Here is a 19804-nt window from a genome sequence, read left to right as displayed (position 1 = left end):
GGAGTGGACCTCTGGTGCCGAGGCGGTGGGAAGGGCTGCGAAAAATGGCAGCGGAAAAGTCCGCGGACACGATCCGCGGACACGAAGAAGGCCCGCGGTGCGCCCTGTCCCTGGGCGTACCGCGGGCCTTCGTCCCCGTCAGCGAGTACCGACCGCCGCGCGAACGGCCTTGCGGGCCATCTGGCAGTCGTCGTGCAGCCGCCTCAGCAGCAGCCGCTGTTCCTCACCGGACGGTGCGGCGCCCGGGTGGGCCGGTCCCGGTGCCGCCGGGGTGGCCTCGTGCATCGACCGCTGCACGGCCGTCTCGTACGTACGGATCTCCCTGGTCAGGACGAGCATCAGGTTCACCAGGAACGCGTCACGCGCCGCGGGTCCCGCCGACTGGGCCAGCTGGCTGATCTGCCGGCGGGCGACGGGCGCCTCCCCGAGGACCGCCCACAGCGTCGCCAGGTCGTACCCCGGCAGATACCAACCCGCGTGCTCCCAGTCCACCAGCACTGGACCGGCCGGTGACAGGAGCATGTTCGACAGGAGGGAATCGCCGTGACAGAACTGGCCCATACCCTGGCGGCCGGCCGAGTGCGCGATGCCGTGCACCAGTTTCTGCAGGTCACCCATATCGCGGTCGGTGAGCAGACCCAGCTCGTGATACCGGGAGATCCGCGCCGCGTAGTCCAGCGGGGCGTCGAACGTCCCCGCCGGCGGCCGCCACGCGTTCAGCCGGCAGATCGCGCCGAGCGCCGCCCTGATGTCCGCGCGGGGCGGGGCCTCCACCGGATGCCGGTTCAGCGCGGCCACCCGTCCCGGCATCCGCTCGATCACCAGGGTGCAGTTGTCCGGGTCCGCCGCGATCAGCCGGGGCACCCGCACGGGTGGCCGGTGCCGCACGAACGAGCGGTATGCCGCTATCTCGTGCCGGATCCGCTCGGTCCACACGGGGGAGTGGTCCAGTAAACACTTGGCGACCGCGGTGCTGCGCCCTGTCGTACCGACAAGGAGCACGGAGCGTCCGCTGCGGCGCAGCACCTGCACCGGAGCGAACTCCGGGCAGATCCGGTGCACCGACGCGATCGCCGTGCGCAGCTGGGCGCCCTGGGGGCCGGACAAGTCGAGTCTCCCGCTGAGCGGTGGCGTCCCGAGCCCCGGAATGCGCCGCGACCGGCCGCCGCCGAGCACGGGAGCCGCCGCGGGACGCGCGGGGTCGAGGTAGGGGCCGCCGCCGACCGGGCGGGCGTGCAGCGACCGGGGTGGGGCGGACACGGAGGACGATGCTGTGTACATGGGCGAAACAGATCCCTTCGTGTGCCGGCGAGTTGCCGCGCTACCCGCCCCGGTCGCGCCGGTACACCCTGGGGAATGTCCCTCGGTGACCGGGTCGGGGTGGCGCGTTCCTACCTGACACCCGGCGCCCACTGGCACACCATCTGGCGTGCCCTGGCGAACCCTGGCGAATAGTCGCTCAGCAACTGACAGACGGTTACTGTCAACTCAGCCGAGAACCTGGGGGCTTGACGTGAGCGGACAACCCAACACCCGACTTTCGGACCTGTTCGGCCTGGCCGGCTGGTCCAAGGGAGAACTCGCGAGGCTGGTCAACCGGCAGGCGGCGGCCATGGGCCACCCCCAGCTGGCGACGGACACCTCACGGGTGCGGCGGTGGATCGACACGGGAGAGATCCCGCGCGATCCGGTGCCGCGGGTACTGGCAGCACTGTTCACCGAGCGTCTCGGCCGTGTCGTGACCATCGAGGATCTCGGTCTGGTCCGGCACGGGCGTACGGGAAAACGGCCGGGCGGCGGGAGTGCTGAACATCCCGACGGTGTGCCGTGGGCGCCCGAGCGGACTGCCGCGGTCCTCACCGAATTCACGGGAATGGACCTCATGCTCAACCGACGCGGCTTGGTGGGCGCGGGCGCCGCGCTCGCCGCAGGATCCGCAATCAGCAGTTCCATGCACGAGTGGCTGCACACCGACCCGGCCCTGGTGGCCGACGCCCCTGAAACCGACAATCCCCTGCACGCCGACCCCGCCGGGTTCGACCGTTACGAGGCCGCCCCCATCGGGTCGCAGGAGATCGAGGAACTGGAGCGCTCGGTCGAGGTGTTCCGGGCCTGGGACGCGGCCCGCGGTGGCGGCCTGCAGAGAAAGGCTGTCGTAGGACAGCTCAACGAAGTGGGAGGCATGCTCTCCTACCGGCACCCCGACCATCTGCAGCGGCGCCTGTGGGGCGTCGCCGCCAACCTCGCGGTGCTCGCGGGCTGGATGTCGCACGACGTCGGCCTGGAGCCCACGGCTCAGAAGTACTTCATCATCGCCGCGCACGCGGCCCGGGAAGGCGGTGACCGGCCCCGTGCGGGCGAGGCGCTCTCCCGGGCGGCCCGCCAGATGGTGCACCTGGGCCGGCCCGACGACGCGCTCGACCTCATGAATCTCGCCAAGTCGGGATCGGGCGACGAGGTCCTGCCGCGTACGCAGGCCATGCTCTACACCATCGAGGCCTGGGCGCAGGCGTCACTGGGCAAGGGCCAGGCCATGCGGCGCACCCTGGGCGAGGCGGAGGACCTCTTCGTCTCGGACAAGGGCGACGTGCCGCCGCCGAGCTGGATGCAGCTCTTCGACGAGGCGGACATGCACGGGATGCAGGCCCTGGCGTACCGGACGCTGGCGGAGCACGACCCGGCCGCGGCCGCCGTCGCGCAGCGCCACGCCAAGGAGGCCCTGGCGCTGCGGGAGAAGGGCCGGGACCGGTCGAAGATCTTCGACCATCTCTCGCTCGCCTCCGCCTGCTTCATCGCCGACGACCCCGAACAGGCCGACCGGTACGCACGCCTGGCCCTGACGTCGATGGGGTCGAACTCGTCCCATCGCACGTGGGACCGGCTCCGGGAGATGTACCGGCTGACGGGGCAGTACTCCAGCTATCCGAAGATCCACGAGCTGCGTGAGGAGATCAAACTGTCGCTGCCCAAGGGCTCGTTGAAGCCGAAAGGCAACAACACCGCGCGCGCATAAGGGGTTTGTGCACGGAAAGCGACACCGACACCGTTACCAACACCGACGACCCGGGCCGCCCGCCTCAGGCTTCCTCAGGTGGTGACCCGGGCGACGAGTACGCAGGCGTCGTCCTCGCGTTCCGTCTCCCCGAACTCCTCCACCACGGTCCGTACGCAGTCCTGTGCGCTGCGGGCCTCCTGGAAGCGGGGGGCCAGATCGAGGAGGCGGCTGACGTCCGCGGTGCTCTCCACCGTCCCGGTCGCGTCCGGGCGGGCGCATCCCCACCGTGCGGGGACCAGTCCGTCGGTGTGCAGGAGGAGCAGGTCGCCCGGTTCGAGGGGCACTTCGGCCTGCCCGTAGACGGCACCCGAGGTGGCGCCGAGCAGGACGCCGTCGGGCGGAGCCAGCATGCGCCCCGTCCCGTTGCGGAACAGCAGCGGGGCGGGGTGTCCTGCCTGCGCCCAGACGAGGGTCCGGCTCTGCGGCCGGTAGCGGCAGCACACCGCGCTGCCCAGGGCGGGCTGGACGGACGCGTCGAGTAACTGGTTGAGCCAGGCCATGAGCTGGCCGGGTTCGGTGCCCGCCACGGCCATGCCGCGCAGCGCGCCGAGCAGCATCGCCATGCCCGAGGTGACGGCGACCCCGTGCCCGGTGAGGTCGCCGACGCTCAACAGCGTCTGTCCGTCGGGCATGTCGAGGGCGTCGTACCAGTTGCCGCCGATCAGTGAGCTGGTCGTGGCGGGCAGATAGCGCGCGGCCAGGTCCAGTGTCCCCGGGCCCTGTCGTGGGAGGGTCGGGGATCCGCGCCACGGCGGCAGGACGGCTTCCTGCAGCTCGACCGCGAGGCGGCGTTCGGTCTGTGCGGTCTGCCGTTCACGCTGCAGCGAGTCATGGGTCTCGCTGACGGTCCGCTGGCTGCGGCGCAGTTCGCTGACGTCCCGCAGGACGGCCCACATCGAGGCGGTGCTGCCGTCCGTGTCCAGCACGGGCTCGCCCATCATGTGCACGGTCCGTACGCCGCCGTCGGGCCGGACCATGCGGAACTCCCCGTCGATCGGCTTGCCGTCGATCAGACAGTCCGTGACCATCGAGGTCAGCCTCGGCCGGTCGTCGTCGAGGACGACCGAGGGCAGCTCGTCGAGGGTGAGCGGGGGAGCGGCGGGGTCCCTGCCGAGGATCTGGTACAGCTCACCCGACCAGGTCGCCTCGTCCGTCAGCAGGTTCCACTCGGCGCTGCCGACCCGGCTGATCAGCGAGCCGCGCCCGGGGGACGCGGGCGGCACGGTCCGGGTGACGGGGGGTGCCGCTGCCTGCTCGGCGGGCGCGGTCGCGGGGCCGTCCCTCAACTGGGACAAGTGCGCGTCGAGGTCGTCGAGCTGATGTACGGCCAGGTCGCACAGGGCGCGCTGCCAGCGCCCCTCCGGGTCCGTGCGGTCGGCGGGCGCGTCGCGTCGTACGGCGTCCATGTCGCCCCGGAGCCGGCGCGTCTGCGAGATGAGCGCGTCGACCGGGCCGCGCGGAGGCGGCTGGGCGGCAGGGTGGTCCGCCGAGAGATGGGACGGCATGACGTACTCCGATACAGGCACGGTACGACCAAGGCAGAGGGAAGGACCGTTACGACTGTTGCACAGCCTGCGACGCGCTGTAAGGGATTCGGCAACACACGACAGGGTGGTGCCCCGGGCACGTGCCACCGTCCTGCTGGGGGAGCTGACCGGGACGAATCCGGTACGCGGATCGACGGTCGGCCCGTACTCAACACGGGCGAGCCGAAGGGGTGCGACTCACGTGCGACTCACGCGCGACTCCTGTGCGCTGCACGCCTGACCCACCCCCGCCAGCCGCAGCACGGCATCGAGACCCCGGGACGCGCCCGGAGCGGCTCCGGCGGGCAGCACATAGGCGCGGAGCCCGGCGCCCGCCGCCCCGCCGTCCTTCGCCGGATGGTCGCCCACCATCAGCGTCTCGGCCGGCGCGACCCCCAGTTCGCGGCAGGCGTGCCCGAAGAGCGCCGGGTCGGGCTTCTCCGTGCCGTACGCGTAGGAGTGCACCCACGACGTGAAATGCCGGTCGAGCCCGTGGTGCGCGAACGTCGCCCGCAGGTCCCAGCCCACGTCGCTGACCACGCCGAGCGCGATCCCCTCGTCGGTCAGCCGTGCGAGCGTGGACCGTGTGTCCGCGTACGGCACCCAGTGCTCGGGTGCCTGCAACTGCGCGTAGAGCGCTTCCGCGTGCGGGGCGAGGTCCCGTACCGACGCGTACCAGGTGGTGAACGCGTGCCGGTGCGCGCGCGAGGACACATCGCGCCCGCGCTGCGCCTCGACGACGTCCGGGTCGGTCAGCCCCGTCTCCAGCCCGTTCAAAAACTCGTCCATCTCCCGCTCGCCGACCGGGCGTCGGAGCGCGGCACGGATCCGGTCCGCGTACGAGCCCATCTGGAAGAGCGTGCCGCCGAAGTCGAACAGCACCGCCCGGACGGGGGACGGGCCCTGCGTGGAGGGCGTGGCGCGCAAGGGGCCCTCGGGGCCGCAGACCGGGAGTGGGGAGCGAGTCATCCGGTCTTCCTAGCCGCTCCGCGCGGTGCGGGCAATGCCCGTGCCGGGCTCGACGCCCGCCGGTGCGTGGCAGGTCAGTACCGCTGGGCCTGGGACAGTTTCGACGTCAGGGCCGGTTCGGCGGGCTTGCGGCTCACGGCGAGCGGCTGGGCGCGTTCGCCGGGAGCGAGGTCCTCCGCGCCGACGTACCTGGTCTCCACCGTCTTGCCGGAGGAGTCGAGGAAATCGACCCGCGCGGCGTACGAGGCCTTGCTGTCGGTCTTGTTGGTGATGTTCACCAGGACGACGAGCAGGCCCCCGGTCCCGGACCGGGGCTTGCCGGTCATGGAGACGTCCGACATGGCGTTTCCCTGACCGTCGACGTCCTTGAGCGCCTTCTGCGCGGCCTGGTTGGCCCGCTCCGCCTCCGCCGACACGGACGCCTCGAAGGAGGAGGCCGCGGCCGAGGCGGACGACGCCGCCGCGGAGGCCGCGGCGCGCGCCGACTCGACGACCGACTCCTTCATGGAGGGGGCCGTCCCCGAGAAGGACGCGGTGTCGGGAGGCGAGGGGCGTTCACTGAACGAGGGGGTGGAGGAGTCCGAGCCGCTGTCGGTGCTGCACGACGTGACGGCGCTCGCGACCGCGGCCAGGGCGGCCACCGCGACGACGGTCGAACGCGTGCGGCCCGGTGGGCGGGGCCCGCGGGGCCTGAGGGGCGGTGGTGTGTTCATCGAATGCTGTCCTCGCTGTCGCTGTCGCTGTCGCTGTCGCTGTCGCTGGCGATGAGCCGGAGAGGCCGGGGGGTCGAAATGCACTTTATGACGTGAATACCACTGAGGCATGCCGTGCGGGCCCGCAGGCCGGGGGTCCGTCCGAAAATGCCTCACCCGTTCTGCCGCACGGCTCGCCAGCACGTGATCCTTGGCGCAGCATGAGGGCATGGTCGGGTCGACCCGGATACGAGCGCTGCGCTGCGCGGCCTGGATCTGCGCGGTCCTGTGCGTCGCGGTCGTCGCGCTGACGGCCACCGCGCGCAGCACCGTACTGAGCGCGGGCTTCCACCGGTCGGTACTGGCCGACGAGCACGCGTACGACCGGCTCTACAACCAGGTGCTGGTCGACCCGCGGATCACGCCGGTCACCCGCGACCTGCTGGGACGGCTGCCGGTGCCCGAGGCCGTGCTGACCTCCAACCTCAAGACGGTCCTCCCGCCCGAGACCCTGCGCACGCTGACGGACCAGCAGATCGGGCACCTCGTCGACTACCTGCGCGGCGACAGGGACGACCTGCGGCTCTCCGTCGACCTGCGGCCCGTCATCGCCAACATCACCGGCCTGACCAGGGCGTACTTCGGCGACATGGTCGCCTCGCTCCAGGAACAGCAGGAACCGGACTTTCCGGCGTTCCTCGCCGACCTGAGGGACGCGGTGGGAGAGGTAGGCGCCGGACGGCCCCCGGAGGGCCTGCCGACGCTCGCCCTGACGAAGGCCCAGGCGGCCACCGCCGCCGACGCCCTGCTGCGGGCCGCCCCCGAGGACGTACGCGGCACGCTGCGCCCGGAGGTCACGGTCGCCCTGCAGAACGGCGACATCGCCACCGCCCTCGCCGCCGTCGGACCGGCGGCCTTCTCGGAGCGCACCCGCGCCGCCGCCGCCCGGCTGCGTACGGTCGCGGACGGCGGGACCTGGGACGTCGCCGCCGACCTCGAACTCGACGAGGTGCGGCAGGTCCGCGCGGCCACCCACCTCACGCTCGACGTCGTCGAACCCCTGGCCGCCGCCCTCGGCGTCGCGGCCCTCGCCGTACTCTGGTTCACCGGCCCCGACTCCCGGTCCCGGCGGCTGAGGCACCTCGGCTGGGCGCTCGCCGCCGGCGGACTGTGCACGGCGCTCGTCGCGCTCGTGATCCTGTGGACCGTGGGCCGCAGGCCGGTCGAGATCTCCGCGGGCTGGCCGGAGTCGGCGGCCCGGCTGCTCGACGACCTGCAGGCCACCGCCGTCGACCGCTTCCTCGCGGGCATGCTGACCGCCGCCCTCGTGCCGGTGGTGGCGGGCGCCCTCCTGATCGGCCTGGCGTGGGCGGCGGAGCGGCGCGAGACGCCGGTACGCGGATGGCGGCCGGGACTCTGGCCCGCGGCGGGCGCGACGGCCCTCGCCCTCGTGGGCGTCGCACTCGTGCCGATCGCCTTCTCCGACGACACCCCGCGCAGCTGCCAGGGCAGCCCGCACCTGTGCGACCGGCGGTACGACGAGGTCGCCCACCTCACCTCGCACAACGCCATGTCCACCACCGCCGACAAGTTCATCGGCCCCCTCCAGGACCCCCTCATCGCCGACCAGCTCGACGCCGGCGTACGGGGCCTGCAGCTCGACACCTACCGCTGGGAGCGCCCCGAGGAAGTCACCGACCGGCTCGACGAGTCGGACTTCCCGCCCGAGCTGCGCCGCCAGATCACCGCTGCCGTCCAGGGGCTCAACCCGCCGAGGCCGGGCCTGTGGCTCTGTCACTCCGTCTGCCGCGCGGGCGCGATCGAACTGGTGCCGACGCTGCGGCAGATCGGCGACTGGCTGCGGGCCAACCCGAGTGACGTCCTCACGCTGATCGTCCAGGACGCTCTCAGCGCCGAGGACACGGAGGCGGCGTTCGGTGAAGCGGGGCTGCGGGACCTGGTGTTCACCCCGGACGAGGACCCTGACCGGCCCTGGCCGACGCTCGGCGAGATGATCGACAGCGGCCGTCGCCTCGTGGTCTTCGCCGAGCGGGCCGACGGGCCGGCGCCCTGGTACCGCAACTTCTACCGGTACGCCATGGAGACGCCGTTCGCCTTCCGTTCCCCCGCCGAACTGAGCTGTGTCCCGCACCGCGGTGGCACGGGCAAGCGGCTGTTCCTGCTCAACCACTTCATCACCGCCGACGGCGGCAGCCGCCTCGACGCGGGCGCGATCAACACCCGCCAGGCCGTGCTGGACCGGGCGCACAAGTGTGAACGGGTGCGGGGTGCGCCGGTCAACTTCGTCGCCATCGACTACCTGACCGTCGGAGACGCGAAGGCCGCGGTGGACCGGCTCAACGCGGAACGCGACTGAGCCGGTCCGAACGCGACCGAGCAGGCCCGACCCGGTCGGAGTCGGTACCCGGTCGGATTCAGTACCGGAGCACTCCCGCGATGCCCTGCGCCTCCGCCAGCGTCCCGTCCGGGACGAAGCGGACCTGCGCGCCGGTGTCCAGGCACTGTTCGACGATCTCGTCCACGATGTCGTGCCGGGCGTCGAGATCGTCGCCGTCGGCCGGGACGAGATGGTCACCCCCGTCGTCGCGTACCGTCACGCGGTAGTTCTCCTCGACGGCCAGCAGGCCCACGCGGCCGGCGGTCGCGTTCTGCCAGACCTCGTCGACGCCCGCCGCGTAGGCCCGGCGGCCCTTGGCGCTCTCCAGCTCGGTCGTCACGGCGTCGATGCTCCTCAGGTCCTCGGCCGTGACCAGCGGACGGACCGCCTGCCACACCGCCTCGGCCCCGGCATGCCCGAGACCGCCGTGCGGCACGTGGACGGCTTCCCTGGTGACGTTGCCGACCTCGCCGAGGAGCGAGAGCGCGGCCTGTTCACCGGCGACGTACACGGGCCGCGGGTCGGAGCGCAGGACGGCGGCGAGGACGGTGTCCGCGTCCCGCATGAAGTGCCGTGTCTCCTCGTCGCGGAACGTGCTCGGCACATCGCCGACCCGTTCCTCGCGCTCGACGTCCTGCGGTTCGAGGCTCCGAGTCAGCGGGAACCCCGCCACGGCCGCCTCGGCCACCCGTTCTCCGCCGCCGCTCCACAGCGAGATCCGGTCGGCGGAGACCGTCAGTACCCAGAACGGGCTCTCGGCGGCCTGCGCGGCGACGAGATTGCGGGTGAGGAACGTGTCCGAGAGGACCACGCGCTCCGGAACGGTCCGGGCCAGCGACCACACCTGGTGCTCCCCGGGAGCCGCGAAGATCGCGAGGCCGTCCTCGGAGTGGCTCAGATCGACCTCCGCCAGCGCCTGTTCGAGCTGCTGGACGACATCCGTCCGCCGCTCACGGGTAACGGCGGGATCGGCTTCCAGCTGCTTCTTCGCCTCGGCCAGCACATTGCGCAGCCGGACGGGATCCTGCGCCTTGTCGGGCTCCCTGCGGTGGGTCGGCGTCAGCACCGACACCGCCGGGTAGGGCCGCGGGCGACGCAGCTCGGTGAGGGTGGCGGGGCTCAGAAGATGCTCCATAGATGCACCATATGACTGAAACGGCGGCGAGTCATTCGGAGGAATCCGGCCAGGCAAAAGGGGCAATTCGCTGTTAACGTCGCCGGGCAGTCGTCTCGCGTCTCCCTGCCACGCCCGAGGACACCCATGAGCCAGGCCGAGACCGGAACCGGGAGCGAGTCCCGGTCGCCCGCAGCCAAACTGACCCTGCCCACGCTGACCACGATGGTCGTCGGCTCCATGGTCGGCGCGGGCGTCTTCTCGCTGCCCCGCCGCTTCGGCCAGGAGACCGGCGTGGCCGGCGCGCTCATCGCGTGGGCGGTGGCCGGCACCGGCATGCTCATGCTGGCCTTCGTCTTCCAGCGGCTCGCGCTGCGCAGACCCGACCTCGACGCCGGTGTCTACGCCTACGCGAAGGCGGGCTTCGGCGAGTACCTGGGCTTCTTCGCCGCCTTCGGCTACTGGGCGAGCGCCTGCGTCGGCAACGTGACGTACTGGGTCCTCATCATGTCGACGGTCGGAGCGATCGCCCCGGCGCTCGGCGACGGCGACACGGTCCTCGCCATGCTGCTCTCCTCCGCGGGTCTGTGGGCGTTCTTCCTGCTCATCAGCCGCGGGGTCAAGGAGGCCGCGGCCATCAACCGGATCGTCACGGTCGCCAAGGTCGTACCCATCCTGGTCTTCGTCCTCATCGCGCTGTTCTGCCTCAAGCCCAGCGTCTTCGCCGAGAACTTCGCCGGAGCCGACTACGCAGGCTCCCTGTTCCAGCAGGTCAAGGGCACCATGCTGGCCACAGTCTTCGTGTTCCTGGGGGTGGAGGGCGCCAGCGTCTACTCCCGGCACGCCAAGCGCCGGGAGGACGTCGGACGCGCGACCGTCCTGGGCTTCCTGAGCGTCTTCGCGATCTTCGCCTCGGTCACCATCGTGTCGTACGGCATCCTGCCGATGAGCGAGATCGCCGAACTGCGGCAGCCGTCCATGGCGGGCGTCCTGGAGGAGGCGGTCGGCACCTGGGGCAAGGTGTTCGTCAGCGTCGGCCTGATCGTCTCCGTCCTCGGCGCCTACCTCGCCTGGACGCTGATGGCCGCCGAAGTGCTCTTCGTCGCCGCGAAGGACGAGGACATGCCCCGCTTCCTCGGGCGTTCCACGGCGGCCGACGTGCCGCTGCCCGCCCTGCTGATCACCACCGTGCTGACCCAGATCGTGCTCGTCGTCACGCTCTTCTCGGACGACGCGTTCAACTTCGCGCTCGACCTGACCAGCGCCCTGACCCTCATCCCGTTCCTGCTGGCCGCCGGGTTCGCCGTCATGGTCGCGCGGTCCGGCGGCGCGGGCCGGTGGGACCTGCCCGTCGCGGCCCTGGCCACGGTCTACACCGCGTTCCTCATCTACGCCGCCGGCCTCAAGTACCTCCTCGTGTCCCTCATCATCTACGCGCCCGCCACGGTCCTGTTCGTCATGGCCCGCCGCGAACAGGGCCGACGGCTCTTCTCACCCCGCGAACTCGTCATCCTCGCCGTCTCGGTGGCCGGGGCCGTCGTGGGCGTCGTCGCGCTCGCGCGCGGCTGGATCAGCCTCTGACCCCGCAGCCACCGCCCCGCTCCGCGAAAGGCAGACCGTGACCCCACAGGACACCCCGACCCGGCCCGCGTACGGCGTCCACTCCGAGGTCGGCAAGCTGCGCAAGGTACTGGTCTGCGCACCCGGCCTCGCCCACCGCAGGCTCACCCCCAGCAACTCCGACGACCTGCTCTTCGACGACGTCATGTGGGTGGAGAACGCCCAGCGCGACCACGCGGACTTCGTCGCCAGGATGCGCGAACGGGACGTCGACGTCGTCGAGCTGCACGACCTGCTCGCACAGACCGTGGCCGACCCGCAGGCCCGCTCCTGGCTGCTGGACCGCAAGATCACCGCGAACGAGGTCGGCCTCGGACTCCTCGACGACACCCGCGCCTTCCTGGAGTCACTGGAGCCCCGCAGGCTCGCCGAGTACCTGATCGGCGGCCTGTCCACCGTCGACCTGCCCGACGAGTTCCGTGACGGTTACGTGTCCCTGGCGCGTGAATCGACCGGCGTACGCGAGTACTTGATGCCGCCGCTGCCCAACACCCTCTACACCCGGGACACCACCTGCTGGCTCTACGGCGGCCTCACATTCAACCCGCTGTACTGGCCGGCCCGGCACGACGAGACGCTCCTCATGAAGGCGGTCTACACCTTCCACCCGGACTACCGGGGTTCCACGGTGTGGTGGGGGGATCCCGAACTCGACTGGGGGCAGGCCACGTTCGAGGGCGGCGACATCATGCCCGTCGGCAACGGCGTGGTCCTCATGGGCATGAGCGAGCGCACCTCCCGCCAGGCCATCACCCAGGTCGCGGCGGCCCTCTTCGCCAACGGGGCCGCCGAGCACGTGATCGTCGCGGGCATGCCCAAACTGCGTGCCGCGATGCACCTCGACACCGTGTTCACCTTCGCCGACCGCGACCTCGTGACGCTGTACCCGACCATCATGGACAAGGTCCACACCTTCTCCCTGCGGCCCGCCGACAAGGCACCCGGGATCGAACTCACCGACGAGGGCTCCCGCCCCTTCGTGGACGTCGTCGCCAGGGCCCTCGGGCTCCCCGCACTGCGGGTCGTCGAGACGGGCGGCGACGTCTACGCCTCCGAGCGCCAGCAGTGGGACAGCGGCAACAACGCGGTGGCCCTGGAGCCCGGCGTGGTGTTCACCTACGACCGCAACACCCAGACCAACGCCCTGCTGCGTGAGGCGGGCGTCGAGGTCATCACCATCGTCGGCGCCGAGCTGGGGCGGGGGAGGGGCGGCGGGCACTGCATGACATGCCCGATCGTGCGCGACCCGGTCGACTTCTGAAGCCGGGGCGACCTGTGGAGCCGGGTCGGCTTCCGGACCCGCCCCTCCCGCGCGTGTCGTACGTGGCTCACTCCTCCGAGCCGCACGAGCTGCCGTCGGCCGGCAGTCGCCCGTACAGCAGGAAGTCGTCGATCTTCCGGTGCACGCACTTCGAGGAGGAGTAACCGGTGTGGCCCTCGCCCTTGTTGTCGAGGACGACGGCCGACGGGCCGAGCCGGTCCGCGGTCTCGGTGGTCCAGCGGTACGGCGTGGCGGGGTCGCCGCGGGTGCCGACGAGGAGCATCTTCGGGGTGTCGACGTCCCGTACCTCGTCGCGGATGTACGAGGTGCCCTTGGGGCGGCCGTAGCACATCAGGGCCTGGGCGAGCCGGTACCGGCCGAAGACCGGTGACGCCTGCTCGTACGCGGCACGCAGCCTGCCGAGGTTCCCGACGACCTGGTCGGCGGTCGGGCGGTCGGGGTCGTCGGCGCAGTTGACGGCCATGAGCGCGGCCGGGAGGTTGTCGAGCGGGATCTCTCCCTCGTCGACGAGACCGCCGTCCGCACGGGGGGAGACCTGGCGGGGATGGCCCGCACGGGGGCGCGAGCTGCCGCCGACGAAGAACCCCATGATGCCCCGCGTGTCGCCGTCCTGGACCAGTGAGGTGAGTGCGTGCGAGAGGGCCGGCCACAGCTCCTTGCTGTAGAGGGCCTGTCCTATGGCCCCCACCAGGTCCTGGCCGGAGAACGGTATGCCGAAGTCCGACGGCACCGGGTCCGCGTCCAGCGAGCCGATCAGCCGCAGCACCTCCTCCCGGGCCGAGCGCGAGTCCTGGCCGAACGCGCAGTTGACGTCCTCGGTGCACCAGTCGATGAAGTCCTCCAGGGCGGTCTGCTGGCCCTGGGCGCCGGTGACGCCCTGCTCGCTCAGCGGTTCGGTGAGGGTGTCCACGCCGTCGAGGACCATACGGCCGGTCCTGTCGGGGAACTGGGCCGCGTACACCGCGCCCAGCCGCGTTCCGTACGAGAAGCCGAGGTAGTTGAGCTTCTCGTCGCCGAGGGCCGCGCGCATCACGTCGAGGTCACGCGACGCGTCGACCGTGCCGATGTGCCCCAGCACGGGCCCGGAGTGCTCGGCGCAGTCCGCGGCGAGCTCGCGCAGCACTTCGAGAGCGGCCCGCGGGTCCTCGCTCTCGTCCGCCTCCGTCTCCGCCCCGGTCTCCGTGTCGGGGTCGGGGGCCGTTGTTCCGTCGTCCATGCCCTCGCCGCAGCTGACCGGAGAGCTCCGGCCGACGCCGCGCGGATCGAAGGTCACCACGTCGTAGCCGTTCGTGAGACCCATGAAGTCCTCACCGCCGTCAGCGAGTTCGCCCACCCCCGGGCCGCCGGGGCCGCCGAAGTTCAGCAGCACCGAGCCTCTGGACTTGCCGGTCGCCCGGAACCTGGCCATGGCCAGGTCGAGCGTGCCGTCGGCGGGGTGCGCGTAGTCGACGGGGACGGTCACCTTCCCGCACTGCAGTCCGTCGGGCAGTCCGTCGCCCGGGCAGGCCGACCACTTGATGGTCTGGTCGTGGAAGCGGGACAGGTCGGGTCCGTCGGCGGCGGCCGCGGCCACCGACGGCAGCCCTGCTCCCAGCAGGGCCAGCGTCATGGCGCAGGTGAAGGCACGGCGTTGGCGCGTTGACAGCATCAGGCCTCCCGGGACGCCCCGGCACCACGGCCGGGATTTCCCCCTCGATCACGATAAGGGGGCACCCGCGGCCACGCCTCCCGGCGAGCGGGGCGCGGGAACAGGCCTTATCGTGCGCCGCCCGTGCGGCCGACGCGTGCTCGGCCGCCGTCCGCCGAGCCGTTGTCCGACCGGCCACGGTCCGCTCCGTCGCCGCCCGTTCGATCGTCCGCTCGAAGGGGGCGTTTGCCGGATGAGCCATAACCTGCGTGGTTTGCCCGCGTTTAAACGGTGCGGGCGCCTGCTCGCGACCATGTCCTGGAAGGCAGACAAGCAATGAAACGGGTTGCCCGAAGTGGTTTGATCATCGTGGCCGCCGCATCCGGCGCCGTGGCCGTGACCATGCCGGCGTACGCGGACTCCGCGGCCGACGGCGGCACGGCCCACTCGCCCGGGGTCATCTCCGGCAACACCATTCAGCTCCCGGTGGACGTACCGGTGAACGCGTGCGGGAACACCGTGAACGTGGTCGGGCTCCTCAACCCCGCGGCGGGCAACAGCTGCGCCAACGAGGGCGGCGACGGCGAGGGAGGCGGCCACGACGGCTCCGCCGGTGCGGTCGCCCAGGGGGCCGGGAAGGACTCGCCGGGCCTGATCTCCGGCAACGGTGTGCACCTCCCGGTCCAGCTCCCCGTGAACGTCTCCGGCAACTCGGTGAGCGTGGTCGGCATCGGCAACCCCGCCGTCGGCAACGAATCCACGAACACCTCGGGCCAGGGGCCGCAGCTCCCGGAGACGCCGTCCGGTCCGAAGCCCGCCCAGCCGTCGGAGCCGCCCGTGGACCCGGCCGACCCCGCCGACCCGGCAGACCCGGTGGAGGCCGAGGGGCCGCAGATCCTGCCGCAGGCCGTCCCCAGGGCCGCCCTCGCCCGGACCGGTACGGACCTGCTGGGCCCGACGGCCGCCGCGAGCGCGGCACTGCTGCTGGGCGGAGTCGCGCTGCACCGCCGCTTCCGGCCCGCCCCCGCACAGCGGTCGGGGCGCCGGGACGAGCACTGACCTGAACGCGCGCTGACCTGAAGTCGTCGGCACGCACGGGTCCGGGCACGAGCCCGGACCCGTGCCTCGTGAAGAGCCGGCTGTCAGGCGTCCTTGGGGGCTCGCCCAGGCGGGATCTCGTCGCGGCGGCGGAACATCCACTCCATGCGCGGCTCGACGGCGAACCGGAACACCCTGCGGACCGGGGCGGAGCACAGCGCGGTGATGAGGCCCACGGCGGCCGCGGTGACGGCCAGTTCGCCGAGCGCGGTGTGCAGCCAGGGGTGGTCGTACCAGTCCCAGAAGCGGGACGCCTTGATGACGAAACCGTGCAGCAGATAGCCGTACATCGTGCCCGCGCCCAGCGCCGTGCACCAAAGGCGCCGCCCGGGGACCCAGGACAGGAAGCAGGCCGTCAGGACCAGCGCGAGACAGAACAGCGCCGGAGTGGTGAACAGGCCCACCCAGTTCGGTGCGCCCTGGCCCGTGACACTGCCCCGGTGGTAGAGCCAGCCGGCGCTGAACCAGGGCGCCACCAGGTACGCCGTGATCAGTGCCGCGGCTCCCACCGGCAGCGCGTACAGCCGTACGCGCCAGGTCCGCAGCCGTGTGAAGTGCTCGGCGCGCAGCGTCAGACCGAGCACGAAGAACGGCAGGAACCCCAGGACCCGCTGGATGGAGATGTCCCCGCCCAGCTCCGGTGAGACGGCGGCCAGCACGGCCAACGCCAGTGCGACCGGCACCGGGTGACGGAGTGTCAGCCAGAGAGGAGTGGTGATCCGCCAGATGAACAGAGCGAGCAGGAACCACATCACGTACCAGGGGTCCAGCAGACTCAGCGGATAACCGGGATCGTCCTGCGCCCAGCGGTAGAACAGTGTGTACGCGGTCTCGAAGACCAAGTACGGCACGACGACGCTCGTCAGGAGGCGCCGCACCCGGCCCGGCGCCATGTCGAAACTCCGTGAGAAATAGCCGGAGACGAGGGCGAACGCGGGCATGTGGAAGGCGTAGACGGTCAGATACGCGGCGGTCGCGAACCGGCTCCCGTGGGTCAGGGGTTCCCAGGCGTGACCGCAGGCCACCAGCACGATGGTGAGGTACTTCGCGTTGTCGAAGTACGGATCCCTGCGGGCGGACGCCGGCTCGGTCGCCGGGGCCGCGGTGAGGCCTTCCCGTGGCGCGGTCGGCGCGGGGGCTGACAGGTCGTGCGACACCACATCTCCTGGCCTCGGTGGCGGTGAGCCGATCTCTCCCGCCTGCCCCCTCATGTACGGCTCAGTCGTCCCCCGCGTTCGCTCGTACATCCGAGGGGCGTGCGCGCGGAAAGGCGCGGCGGCGGCCCGCGGCGACGGTCGCGAGGGTCACGGTGACCAGCAGGAGCGTCGTCCAGGGCAGCGCCGCCGAGCCGTAACTCTCCAGGACCAGGCCGCCGGTGAGGGAACCGGCCGCGATGCCCGCGTTGTAGACGGTGGTCTGCAGCGAGGTGGCCACATCGGCGTTCGCGGTCCCCGAGGCGTCGACGAGAGCGGTCTGGATCAGCGTCGGCGCCCCGCCGAAGGCGACGCCCCACAGCGCGACCGCGATCAGCAGGACGGCGGCCTGTCCGGCCCAGGCGCCCAGCGCGAGCATCGCCGCCGCGAGCAGGGCCAGCGCGCCCAGCAGGGTCCGCCGCAGCTGACGGTCGACCAGGACGCCGGTGAGCCAGATCCCGGCGACGGTCGCCACCCCGAACACCAGCAGCACGAGCCCCGTCCGGCCGAAACCGGCGTCCTGCGCGAAGGGCGCGACGTACGTGTACATCACCTGGTGGCCGACGAGCAGCGTCAGCGTGACGGAGAGCACCGTGCCGATCCCGGGCAGCGCGGCGACGCGCAGCAACGGCACGCGCTCTCCGGGCCGTTCGCCGGGAAAGCCCGGCACCCGGCGCCGTATCCACACCACGAGCAGCGCGGCCGACACCGCGGGCGCGGCGAACGCGGCGCGCCAGCCGAGCGCGTCGGCCAGTGCCGTACCCGCCGGAAGACCCAGGGAGAGGGCGAGCGTGATGCCCGCCAGTACGACGGCGATGGCCCGGCCGCGCCGCTCCGCGGGCACCATCCGGGCCGCGTACCCGACGAGCATGGCCCACAGCGTGCCGCCCATGACCCCGGCGGTCAGCCGCGCCGCGAACGTCAGCCCGTACGACGAGGACAGGGCGGTGACGGTGTTGGCCGCCGCGAAGCCGAGGAGCGCGCCGATGAGTACGGGACGCCGGGGCAGCCCCCGCAGCGCGGCCGTGAGCGGGATCGCGGCGAGGAACGACGCGAGGGCGTACCCGGTGACCAGGAAGCCCACCCGCGCCTCGGAGACACCGAGATCCGGGGCCATCCGGGGCAGCAGACCCGCCGGCAGCAGTTCCGTCAGAACGGCGGTGAAGGCGGCCGTGGACAGCGCGAGCAGCCCGGAGAGCGGCAGCCGGGGCGCGGTGGCGGCGGGCGTACCGGCGCCACCGGAGACAGAGGCGGTCGTCATCGGGCCAGGCTGGAACACTCACATCAGTGTGAAGGCAAGGCGTCGGGCTCCGGGCGATCGGCGCGGACGGATCCCTGCGGGCCGCCCTCCTTGGACCCGGCGGCCCCGAAACTCCGTTGCCCGGCCGGTCCGCGGATGCTGGAGTGGCGGGATGGATCACGCAGCGGTACTGGCACTGTTCGACCGGGACATGCGGGAGAACGCGCGCCCCTTCGGCCCCGACTCCGTCGTGGAACGCGTCGACGGGGTGGTCCGGCACGTGGGATCGGAGCAGGGCTGGAACGGAGTGCTCTGGTCGGACCTCACGGAGGCCGACGCGGACGCGGCGATCGCCGAGCAGCGCCGCCACTTCGCACGGCTCGGCCGCGCGTTCGAGTGGAAGCTGTACGGGCACGACCGGCCGCACGACCTGGGGCGGCGCCTGCTGGCCGCCGGCTTCACCCCCGAACCCGCGGAAACCTTGATGGTCGTCGAGGCCGGGGAACTGGAGCTCGACGCCGAGCCACCGCCGGGCGTCGAACTGCGGCCCGTCACCGACGCCGCCGGGGTCGACCTCATGGTCGACGTCCACGAGCAGGCCTTCGGCACGCCCGGCACCGGGCTGCGCCACCAACTGCTCGCCCTGCTCGACGAAGCCCCGGACACCGTCGTCGCGGTCGTGGCCCTCGCCGGTGACATCCCGGTCAGCTCGGCCCGGATGGAACTCGTCCCCGGCACGCGATTCGCCGGTCTGTGGGGCGGCGGCACCGTCGAGGCCTGGCGGGGCCGCGGCATCTACCGTGCCCTGATCGTGCACCGCGCCCGGATCGCCGCCGAGCGCGGCTACCCCTACCTCCAGGTCGACGCCTCCGACCAGAGCCGCCCCATTCTCCGGCGGCTGGGTTTCGCCCCGCTCACCACGACCGTCCCGTACGTCCACGCGGCGCCGTAACTCCTCGGCAGGAGGGGCCGAACAGCCCTTCCGCGAGGGCCGGTCGGCCCCGGGCGGCGGGAACGGGACCGTGGCACCCTGCGGGGGATGGGCGCCCACCGTCCCGGGACCGGCCTCCCGCGCCGCCACGTCTCTCCCGCGCCGGGCGCACGGTCGAGGCCGTTGGGCCCGCCGACGCGGAGGGGAAGACGTGCCGGCGGGCCCGGGAACGGTACGCACGTGACGCGCTGCGCGCGGCGAGGTCGTATGCGTGGCGCGAGGCCGTACGCGCACGGCGAGGCCGTATGCATCGCGAGGCCGTACACGCGGCGCGGTGCCCCGCGCACCGCGAGGGTGTACGCAGCCGAGTGCAGTGCGAGCCGTCGCTCAACTCGCCGGCTCGCCCGCCGATGCGCTGAACCGGGCGCTCAGGGGAGTGCTGGTGAGGCTCCATGTCCGCAGGGCGGTCTCGCGTCCTCGTGACATCCGCAGAAGAGGCTCGTCGTCGGTGAGGACGAATCCGGCGCGCAGGGCGACGGCCGCACTCGCCGCGTTGGCCTCCTCGATGCACAGCACCACGCGGCGGGCTCCCGTGCGGCCCAGGGCGTAGGCGGCGAGCAGCCGGACGGCCCGGGAGGCCAGGCCTCGGCCGCGATGGGCGGCGCCCACCCCGTAGGCGATCTCGGCGTCCCGCTCGTCGGCCTTGCTGGGGAACAGCAGTACCTCGCCCCGCGGCGGACCACCGTCCGTGGTGATCGCCAGCTGCACCTTGCGTCCCTGCGCGCGGGCCGCTCGCGCCTCGGCGCGATAGACCCGCGCCGCGGGCAGGTCGAACGGCGAGGCCACCGGCGTCCAGCGGGCTATCTCGGGGTCGTCGTACAGCGCGATCAGCGCGTCCAGGTCGTCCTCGGACCATTCGCGCAGGTGAACTCCCTCCCCTTGGAGGCGGAGTTGCGAGGGGGCGTCGAGTGTCAGCGGACTGTCCATGAGGCGATCCTGCCTCGCGCGCGGGCGGGCGGCCAAGGGCGCGTGGCTCACGCCCGCCCCGCCCTGGTGCGC

The 19804-nt window shown here is 72.1% G+C and carries 15 protein-coding genes; 6 read left to right on the top strand and 9 right to left on the bottom strand.

From position 1 onward, the window contains the following. Positions 1-138 precede the first annotated feature (138 nt). A complete protein-coding gene (locus tag C6Y14_RS25030) occupies positions 139-1281 on the bottom strand; it encodes an aminoglycoside phosphotransferase family protein (protein WP_107019068.1) in 1143 nt (380 codons plus the stop codon). Between the two features lie 232 nt (positions 1282-1513). Here C6Y14_RS25030 and C6Y14_RS25025 point away from each other — a divergent pair, with 232 nt between their 5' ends. Beyond that, positions 1514-3013: a DNA-binding protein NsdB gene (locus tag C6Y14_RS25025; RefSeq protein WP_107019067.1), complete on the top strand. Its 1500-nt coding sequence runs from the start codon at positions 1514-1516 to the stop codon at positions 3011-3013. Between the two features lie 74 nt (positions 3014-3087). On the opposite strand, the gene C6Y14_RS25020 is transcribed toward C6Y14_RS25025, so the two are convergent. The 3 genes from C6Y14_RS25020 to C6Y14_RS25010 form a co-directional block, all read right to left on the bottom strand. Then, entirely contained in the window at positions 3088-4560 is a 1473-nt protein-coding gene (locus C6Y14_RS25020) for a PP2C family protein-serine/threonine phosphatase (protein WP_107019066.1), read from the bottom strand. A gap of 219 nt (positions 4561-4779) precedes the next feature. Next, complete coding sequence (locus C6Y14_RS25015; protein ID WP_107019065.1) at positions 4780-5550, bottom strand: HAD family hydrolase; 771 nt, start codon at positions 5548-5550, stop codon at positions 4780-4782. Positions 5551-5624: 74 nt separating this feature from the next. Further along, positions 5625-6263: a hypothetical protein gene (locus C6Y14_RS25010; RefSeq protein WP_107019064.1), complete on the bottom strand. Its 639-nt coding sequence runs from the start codon at positions 6261-6263 to the stop codon at positions 5625-5627. 208 nt (positions 6264-6471) lie between these two features. Between C6Y14_RS25010 and C6Y14_RS25005 the strand changes: the two genes are divergently transcribed. Next, positions 6472-8619, top strand: coding sequence for a PI-PLC domain-containing protein (locus tag C6Y14_RS25005; RefSeq protein ID WP_107019063.1), 2148 nt, complete (start codon positions 6472-6474; stop codon positions 8617-8619). Between the two features lie 58 nt (positions 8620-8677). On the opposite strand, the gene C6Y14_RS25000 is transcribed toward C6Y14_RS25005, so the two are convergent. After that, a complete protein-coding gene (locus C6Y14_RS25000; protein ID WP_107019062.1) occupies positions 8678-9775 on the bottom strand; it encodes a baeRF3 domain-containing protein in 1098 nt (365 codons plus the stop codon). 126 nt (positions 9776-9901) lie between these two features. Here C6Y14_RS25000 and C6Y14_RS24995 point away from each other — a divergent pair, with 126 nt between their 5' ends. Both C6Y14_RS24995 and C6Y14_RS24990 read left to right on the top strand, forming a co-directional pair. Continuing rightward, entirely contained in the window at positions 9902-11335 is a 1434-nt protein-coding gene (locus C6Y14_RS24995) for a basic amino acid/polyamine antiporter (RefSeq protein WP_107019061.1), read from the top strand. Positions 11336-11372: 37 nt separating this feature from the next. Beyond that, positions 11373-12635, top strand: coding sequence for an arginine deiminase (locus tag C6Y14_RS24990; protein ID WP_107019060.1), 1263 nt, complete (start codon positions 11373-11375; stop codon positions 12633-12635). 67 nt (positions 12636-12702) lie between these two features. Here the strand turns inward: C6Y14_RS24990 and C6Y14_RS24985 are convergent, their stop codons facing one another. After that, positions 12703-14304 (bottom strand): alpha/beta hydrolase, encoded by a 1602-nt coding sequence (locus C6Y14_RS24985; RefSeq protein ID WP_107019059.1) that lies wholly within the window; start codon positions 14302-14304, stop codon positions 12703-12705. A gap of 315 nt (positions 14305-14619) precedes the next feature. Here C6Y14_RS24985 and C6Y14_RS24980 point away from each other — a divergent pair, with 315 nt between their 5' ends. Continuing rightward, the gene (locus C6Y14_RS24980) at positions 14620-15342 is read left to right on the top strand and encodes a chaplin (RefSeq protein ID WP_107019058.1); all 723 of its coding nucleotides are present in this window, start codon (positions 14620-14622) and stop codon (positions 15340-15342) included. Between the two features lie 83 nt (positions 15343-15425). Here C6Y14_RS24980 and C6Y14_RS24975 read toward each other — a convergent pair whose 3' ends face one another. Next, positions 15426-16592 (bottom strand): acyltransferase family protein, encoded by a 1167-nt coding sequence (locus C6Y14_RS24975; protein WP_107019057.1) that lies wholly within the window; start codon positions 16590-16592, stop codon positions 15426-15428. A gap of 7 nt (positions 16593-16599) precedes the next feature. Further along, a complete protein-coding gene (locus C6Y14_RS24970; RefSeq protein WP_107019056.1) occupies positions 16600-17835 on the bottom strand; it encodes an MFS transporter in 1236 nt (411 codons plus the stop codon). A 151-nt stretch (positions 17836-17986) separates the two neighbouring features. On the opposite strand from C6Y14_RS24970, the gene C6Y14_RS24965 reads away from it, so the two are divergent. Continuing rightward, the gene (locus C6Y14_RS24965) at positions 17987-18766 is read left to right on the top strand and encodes a GNAT family N-acetyltransferase (protein ID WP_107019055.1); all 780 of its coding nucleotides are present in this window, start codon (positions 17987-17989) and stop codon (positions 18764-18766) included. 366 nt (positions 18767-19132) lie between these two features. On the opposite strand, the gene C6Y14_RS24960 is transcribed toward C6Y14_RS24965, so the two are convergent. Further along, positions 19133-19732: a GNAT family N-acetyltransferase gene (locus C6Y14_RS24960; protein WP_107019054.1), complete on the bottom strand. Its 600-nt coding sequence runs from the start codon at positions 19730-19732 to the stop codon at positions 19133-19135. Positions 19733-19804: the final 72 nt, after the last annotated feature.

Origin of the sequence: Streptomyces dioscori (assembly GCF_003024195.1) — a bacterium.
Lineage (GTDB): Bacteria > Actinomycetota > Actinomycetes > Streptomycetales > Streptomycetaceae > Streptomyces > Streptomyces dioscori.
The sequence above is the reverse complement of the archived record's forward strand: the minus strand, read 5'-3'. Positions and strand labels throughout refer to the sequence as shown.